Annotated in this window: 6 protein-coding genes and 1 pseudogene; all 7 read left to right on the top strand. The window is 41.2% G+C overall.

The genetic code is table 11. The annotated features are described in order from the left end of the window. Positions 1-748, top strand: a 748-nt coding sequence (locus EP737_RS24420) for an aldehyde dehydrogenase family protein (RefSeq protein ID WP_129731916.1), incomplete at its 5' end; no start/stop codon positions are given. Between the two features lie 158 nt (positions 749-906). Continuing rightward, the gene (gene iolB / locus EP737_RS24415; protein WP_129731914.1) at positions 907-1731 is read left to right on the top strand and encodes a 5-deoxy-glucuronate isomerase; all 825 of its coding nucleotides are present in this window, start codon (positions 907-909) and stop codon (positions 1729-1731) included. Between the two features lie 21 nt (positions 1732-1752). After that, positions 1753-2745: a 5-dehydro-2-deoxygluconokinase gene (gene iolC, locus EP737_RS24410; protein WP_129731912.1), complete on the top strand. Its 993-nt coding sequence runs from the start codon at positions 1753-1755 to the stop codon at positions 2743-2745. Positions 2746-2759: 14 nt separating this feature from the next. After that, positions 2760-4676: a 3D-(3,5/4)-trihydroxycyclohexane-1,2-dione acylhydrolase (decyclizing) gene (gene iolD, locus EP737_RS24405; RefSeq protein WP_129731910.1), complete on the top strand. Its 1917-nt coding sequence runs from the start codon at positions 2760-2762 to the stop codon at positions 4674-4676. A 106-nt stretch (positions 4677-4782) separates the two neighbouring features. Continuing rightward, positions 4783-4964, top strand: a pseudogene (locus EP737_RS26425) (myo-inosose-2 dehydratase); the annotation flags it as partial. A 95-nt stretch (positions 4965-5059) separates the two neighbouring features. Further along, a complete protein-coding gene (locus tag EP737_RS24395) occupies positions 5060-6469 on the top strand; it encodes a sugar porter family MFS transporter (RefSeq protein WP_129731906.1) in 1410 nt (469 codons plus the stop codon). Positions 6470-6526: 57 nt separating this feature from the next. Then, a complete protein-coding gene (gene iolG / locus EP737_RS24390; RefSeq protein ID WP_129731904.1) occupies positions 6527-7543 on the top strand; it encodes a bifunctional inositol 2-dehydrogenase/D-chiro-inositol 1-dehydrogenase in 1017 nt (338 codons plus the stop codon). Positions 7544-7748: the final 205 nt, after the last annotated feature.

Here is a 7748-nt window from a genome sequence, read left to right as displayed (position 1 = left end):
AGGCAGCGAGAATCTCAAACGTGTTCAGTCATTAACAGGTGCGAAAAACCATACAATCGTTCTAAATGATGCGGATTTGGATGATACGATCACAAATATTATTTCTTCCGCATTTGGTTCAGCGGGTGAACGCTGCATGGCATGCTCAGTTGTCACGGTAGAAGAAGGAATTGCTGATGAATTTTTAGCGAAGCTGAAAGAGAGAACAGCGAATATTAAAATGGGTAACGGTTTAGATGATGGGATATTGCTTGGCCCAGTGATTCGAGAAGAAAATAAAAAACGTACAATCGGTTATATCGAAAAAGGAATTGAAGAGGGGGCAAAGGTTGTATGTGACGGCCGTGAATGTGCGTTAGAAGAAGGGTTTTTCATTGGACCTACTATTTTCGAAGATGTTACAACGGATATGGCAATCTGGAAAGATGAAATTTTTGCTCCGGTACTATCAGTCATGCGTGTGAAGAATCTAAAAGAAGCTATTGAAGTTGCTAATAAATCAGAATTTGCCAATGGTGCATGTATCTTTACAACAAATGCTATATCTATTCGTTACTTCCGTGAACATATTCATGCAGGTATGTTAGGGGTTAACCTAGGTGTACCAGCTCCTATGGCGTTCTTCCCATTCTCCGGATGGAAATCTTCGTTTTTTGGAACATTACATGCTAATGGAAAAGATAGTGTTGATTTTTATACACGTAAAAAAGTTGTAACGGCACGCTACCCATCACCTAAATTCGAATAAGTTGAATAAAGGGTCCGTTAGATGTTCCTAAATACATAACTAGCTGGAAATTTATACTTTCTTACAGTGTAATAAAAAACTTGTAGAGCAGTCTGTCATCTCATGGTAGAAAGATGGCAGGGAGGTTCGTTTTCGACGTGCCAATAAGGAGGTGCAACGTGAGTAAATTGCTCCGAAAACCAGAAAAAAACGAAATATCCCAAGGAGTTACTATTGCTCAAGAAGTAACAGCAGAAAATTCCCCATTAGAATATGTTGGGTTTAAAATAGTTGATTTAGCTCCAGGCGCTAAGTACTCAGAAGTATTAGGGAAGCAAGAGTGCTGCATTGTAGCCGTGACTGGAAAAATTAATGCCACAGATGGTGAAGAAGTATTTGAAAATTTAGGCACCCGTGAAAGCGTATTTGAAAAAGTGCCAACAGACAGTGTATATGTATCAAACGATCGACGTTTTGAAGTGGAGGGAATCAGCCAAGCCCGCGTAGCATTATGCTATTCACCTTCTGAAAAACAACTGCCTACGAGATTGATTAAAGCTTCAGACAATGGCATTGAACAGAGAGGAATTCTTAATAATAAACGCCTTGTACACAATATTTTGCCTGATTCAGCTCCAACTGCTAACAGTCTGCTTGTTGTTGAAGTGTTCACAGAAAGCGGAAACTGGTCTAGCTATCCGCCGCATAAACACGACCGTGACAACTTGCCGGAGGAGTCATTTTTGGAAGAATCGTACTATCATGAAATGAATCCGCCGCAGGGCTTTGTCTTCCAACGAGTTTATACGGATGACCGTTCTCTTGATGAAACGATGACAGTTGAAAACGGTGATGTCGTTCTTGTGCCGGTAGGATATCACCCAGTTGGAGTACCTGATGGCTATACATCCTATTATTTAAATGTAATGGCAGGACCAACACGTATTTGGAAATTCTATAATGACCCAGATCATGAATGGATACTGAAGCGCCAATACAAGTAATATAGGGAGTTGTTATCCGAGATGAAATATGAACTTACTGCTGAAAGAGAATATGACATTATTGCGCTTGGTCGTGCATGCATCGATTTAAATGCAACAGAGTACAACCGTCCGATGGAAGAGACGATGACATTTACAAAATATGTAGGTGGTTCACCCGCAAATATTGCAATTGGCAGTTCCAAGTTGGGATTAAAAGTCGGATTTATTGGTAAAATTTCGGGTGATCAGCATGGCCGCTTTATCGAGCAATATATGCGCGGTGTTGGCATTGATACATCTAATATGGTAGTAGACAAAGAAGGGCACAAAACAGGATTGGCATTTACAGAAATTAAAAGCCCGGAAGAGTGCAGCATCTTAATGTATCGCCAAGAAGTAGCGGATCTGTATTTAGCACCTGAAGAGGTAAATGGAGAGTATATCAAGCAAGCTAAAATCTTGCTTGTTTCCGGAACAGCCTTATCTAAAAGCCCATCTCGCGAAGCAGTGTTAAAAGCAGTCAGCCTAGCAAAAAGAAATGATGTAAAAGTTGTATTTGAATTGGATTATCGTCCGTACTCTTGGAATTCTCCTGAGGAAACAGCTGTGTACTGTTCATTAGTTGCAGAACAAGCAGATGTTGTGATTGGTACACGTGATGAATATGATGTGATGGAAGGCAAAGAGGGCGGAAAGAACGAAGATACAATCAGCCACTTGTTTAATCATTCTCCTGAATTGGTTGTTATTAAGCACGGTGTAGAAGGATCCTATGCTTACACAAAATCAGGCGAAACATTCAGAGGCCGCGCGTACAAGACACAGGTATTAAAAACGTTCGGTGCAGGCGATTCCTATGCTTCCGCTTTCTTGTATGCTTTAATCAGCGGCAAAGATATTGAAACCGCTTTAAAATATGGCAGTGCGTCAGCTTCTATTGTTGTAAGCAAGCATAGCTCTTCAGAGGCGATGCCAACAGTAGAAGAAATCGAGCAATTAATTGCTGAAAGGCCTGTAATTGAAGCTATTTAGCTGGAGGTGAGAAAATAATGAGAACAATCAGATTAACAACAGCACAAGCTTTGATTAAATTTCTCAATCAGCAATATGTCCACATGGATGGACAAGAATTTCCTTTTGTTGAAGGTATTTTTAATATCTTTGGTCATGGGAATGTGCTTGGGATTGGTCAGGCGCTTGAACAAGATTCTGGTCATTTAAAAGTGATTCAAGGGAAAAATGAACAAGGAATGGCGCATGCAGCCATTGCCTACAGCAAACAAATGCTGCGCAAAAAAATATATGCTGTTACAACTTCAAGTGGACCGGGTTCTGCAAACTTGGTAACGGCAGCAGGAACAGCGCTTGCGAATAATATTCCAATCTTGTTGCTGCCGGCCGATACATATGCGACACGTCAGCCAGATCCAGTGCTGCAACAACTAGAACAAGAGCATAGCATTGCGATTACGACAAATGATGCATTTCGCCCAGTATCAAGATATTGGGACCGTATTACACGCCCTGAGCAATTGATGTCGAGCTTAATTCGGGCCTTTGAAGTGATGACGGATCCAACGAAAGCAGGCCCGGCTACCATTTGTATTTCACAGGATGTAGAAGGGGAAGCATTTGATTATGATGAAAAGTTCTTTGAAAAACGTGTCCATTACATTGATCGTAAACTGCCAAATAACCGTGAATTAAACGGTGCAGCCCAATTAATTAAAGCGAGTAAAAAACCGGTAGTGGTTGTTGGCGGTGGAGCTAAATATTCAGAAGCACGCGAAGCTTTAATCGAATTTTCACAACGATATAACATCCCATTAGTAGAAACGCAGGCTGGTAAATCGACTGTTGAGTCCTCGTTCAGCAACAATTTAGGCGGCTTAGGAATCACTGGAACATTAGCGGCGAATAAAGCAGCGCAACAGGCTGATTTAGTTATCGGTATTGGTACAAGGTTTACTGATTTCGCAACTTCTTCCAAAACAATTTTTGATTTTGAAACAGCAAAGTTCTTAAACATTAACGTGAGCCGTATGCAAGCTTATAAATGGGATGCATTTCCGGTTGTAGCAGATGCAAAGTCAGCCTTGGAAGCATTAATTCCAATGCTAGAAGGGTATCAAAGCGAGTTTGGCGGTGCCATTACAGAATTCAAGGAAGAATGGTTAGCTGAGCGAGACCGTTTAAGTAAAGTCGTATTTAACAGAGAGAACTTTGATCCGGAAATTAAACATCACTTCTCACAAGAAGTATTAAATGAATATGCCGATGTATTGAACACAGAACTGCCACAAACAACGGCATTGATTGCTATTAACGACACCATCGATCCTGACAGCATCATTATTTGCTCAGCTGGTTCACTTCCGGGAGATCTGCAGCGCTTATGGCATTCAAAGATGCCAAACACATACCATGTTGAATATGGTTATTCCTGTATGGGATATGAGGTGTCAGGTACATTGGGTGTGAAGCTGGCTGATCCGGCAAAAGAAGTATACACCATTGTTGGCGATGGCAGCTTCCTGATGCTGCACTCTGAACTTGTTACAGCCCTTCAATACAACAAAAAGATTAATGTGCTTCTCTTCGATAATTCTGGATATGGCTGCATCAATAATTTACAAATGGATTTTGGAAACGGCAGCTACTATTGTGAATTCAGAACAGAAGATAATCAAATTTTAAATATTGATTATGCAAAATTAGCTGAAGCATATGGGGCTAGGGCATACCGGGCGAACACTGTAGAAGAACTCAAGGCAGCCCTGGAAGATGCAAAAAAACAAGATAAATCTACCTTGATCGAAATGAAAGTACTTCCAAAGACGATGACAGCTGGCTATGAAGGCAGCTGGTGGAATCTTGGGGTGCCTGAAGTGTCCACTCAGGAAGGCGTTCAAAAGGCATATGAGTTTAAACAACAAAAGCTTAAAAACGCCAAACAATATTAATGATAAGAAGTGGATGGTAATGGGTGCTCAAGATATTTTGTGGGGAATTGCCCCGATCGGTCGGCGGAATGAGGATATACCCAGAAATCGGTGCGGATCATACACTGTGATGGAGGATTGCAAGAACGAAGGCGAATCATTCCCGCAATCCTTCTTATCTGGCATGTTTACAGTGTCAGAGGATGGCTGCATTGATTTTACAAAATCTTATAACAAGCTGTTGAATCACAATTATCAATTGTGATTCAGGCTGAGCAGGATCCTTCTGTGGTTGATCCATTGAAATAGGCCTTATTGACCCGAAAGTATATAGATGAAAAATTACTTATCCCTTCTTAAAAAAAGGAATAGGATTATCTGGATGGGCATTGGAGGGAATTACTATGAGTAAACAAGGGAGCCAAAATTCATTTTTGCGTACCATTATTCTAGTTTCAACATTTGGTGGACTTCTCTTCGGATATGACACGGGTGTTATTAATGGTGCCTTACCTTATATGGCTCAAGCGGATCAGCTCAATCTCAACTCATTTACTGAAGGTCTTGTTGCGAGCTCCCTTCTCTTTGGAGCTGCGCTCGGCGCGATGTTTGGCGGCCGACTGTCAGATGATAATGGTCGCCGTAAAAATATTCTGTATCTTGCAGTATTGTTCTTTATTGCTACACTTGGATGTACTCTTGCTCCGAATGTAACTGTTATGATTATCTTTCGTTTCTTACTGGGACTTGCCGTAGGGGGCGCATCTGTAACAGTTCCGACCTACTTAGCAGAAATGTCCCCTGCGGAGAAACGGGGGCGAATGGTTACGCAGAACGAGCTAATGATTGTTAGCGGACAGTTATTGGCTTTTATTTTTAATGCTATTCTTGGCAACATAATGGGTGACACCTCGCATGTCTGGCGTTATATGCTGGTCATAGCAACGCTTCCAGCGGTCTTTCTGTTCTTAGGAATGCTTAGAGTACCCGAGAGTCCACGTTGGCTTGTATCAAAAGGGAAAAATGTGGAGGCCCTACAAGTTCTCCAACAAATACGTGAGGCAAAGCGTGCCAAATCGGAATTGATTGAAATTCAAGTAGCTTGCACCCAAGAAGAAGGGATAGAGAGAGCAACTTTTAAAGATTTGAATGTGCCATGGGTGCGCCGCATTGTCTTTCTAGGGGTTGGAATTGCGGTTGTACAGCAAATTACAGGGGTTAACTCGATTATGTACTATGGTACTGAAATTCTTAAGGATGCTGGCTTTGAAACAAGGGCAGCACTTATCGGTAACATTGCCAATGGCGCAATTTCAGTGTTAGCAACTTTTGTTGGCATTTGGCTTCTTGGTCAAGTAGGCCGTAAGCCAATGCTGCTGACAGGTCTAATTGGAACTACAATATCACTACTACTTATTGGGGTATTCTCACTTGTCCTTGAGGGATCTACATCACTTCCGTATGTTGTCTTAATCCTTACAGTCACCTTTCTTGCTTTCCAGCAGGGAGCTATTTCACCAGTAACCTGGCTCATGCTCTCGGAAATATTCCCGCTGCGTTTACGAGGCATCGGTATGGGCGCTACTGTGTTTTGCCTTTGGATAGTAAACTTTCTCATCGGTTTAATGTTTCCGATATTACTTGATAAGGTTGGTTTAGCTGCAACATTTTTCGTTTTTGTAGCCTTGGGACTTGGAGCAATCACATTCGTGATGAAATGCTTACCGGAAACCAAGGGGCTCACTCTTGAGCAGTTAGAACATAAATTCCGTACCTATAGCGAGGACTATCCAGATAAGCTTGTTGATGCTTAAATAAAATGAATTTCAGGATTATCAGCCACAAATAAACAAATTAGGAGGAAAATCAGCATGACTTTAAAAATCGGTGTGATAGGAACCGGTGCAATTGGCAGAGAGCATATTAAAAGAATCACAAATAATTTATCCGGAGGAAAAATTGTTGCTGTAACTGATGTGAATCAGGAATCTGCAAAAAGTGCTGTAGAGCAATTTAGTTTAGATGCTGCTATATATCCGGATGATAAGTCGCTTGTAGCTGATGCAAGTGTGGATGCTGTACTCGTAACAAGCTGGGGTCCTGCGCATGAACAAAGTGTACTGGCTGCAATTGAGGCTGGAAAATATGTATTCTGCGAAAAACCTTTAGCAACCACAGCAGAAGGCTGCATGAGAATTGTAGAAGCAGAAATGAAACATGGCAAACGTTTAGTTCAGGTTGGATTTATGCGCCGTTATGATAGCGGTTATGTGCAGTTAAAAGAGGCAATTGATAGCAATTATATCGGTGAACCATTGATGATTCGTTGCGTACATAGAAACCCAGAAGTGGGTGATAACTATACGACAGATATGGCGATTAATGATACGCTGGTTCATGAGATTGATGTTTTGCACTGGTTAATCAACGATGATTATAAATCTGTACAAGTAGCATTTCCAAAGAAAACAAAGCGTGCGGCAGCTCACTTGCAAGATCCGCAGCTAATTACACTAGAAACAAACAGCGGTATTATCATTACTGCAGAGGTATTTGTAAACTGCAAGTACGGCTATGATATTCAATGTGAGGTTATTGGTGAAGAAGGCGTTGCGTACCTTCCAGAATTCTCTGGTATTGCCACTCGTAAGGAAGCGCAATTTGGTACAAGCATCCTAATGGATTGGAAGCAGCGCTTTATTGCTGCGTATGACAAGGAATTACAAGATTTCATGGATTCTATTAAGAACACAGGTGAGCCTAATGGCCCAACGTCATGGGATGGCTATATTGCAGCGGTAACAGCAGATGCTTGTGTGAAATCGCAGCAGACAGGAGAAAAAGAGCTTGTCGTATTAGCAGATAAACCCGACTTTTATAAAAATTAAATGAAACATAAGTGGCTGAAACAGTCTGAAAATTATCAATTAACAAATTTGCTTGTGTAGCAAAATTAAAATAAATATTCCAAATCGTGTAAAAGAACACTAAGTCGAATATGCCGTGGATTAACAATTACATCCAAACAACCAAAGAAAGGGGAAGTTTACAGTGCGTTTAGCATACGATCCGTCACATTATCGTGATAATACA

Source organism: Ectobacillus funiculus, assembly GCF_004138295.1.
GTDB classification, from domain to species: Bacteria; Bacillota; Bacilli; order Bacillales; family Bacillaceae_G; genus Ectobacillus; species Ectobacillus funiculus.
Note: the sequence above shows the minus strand (reverse complement) of the source record. Positions and strands in the feature narration are given on the sequence as shown.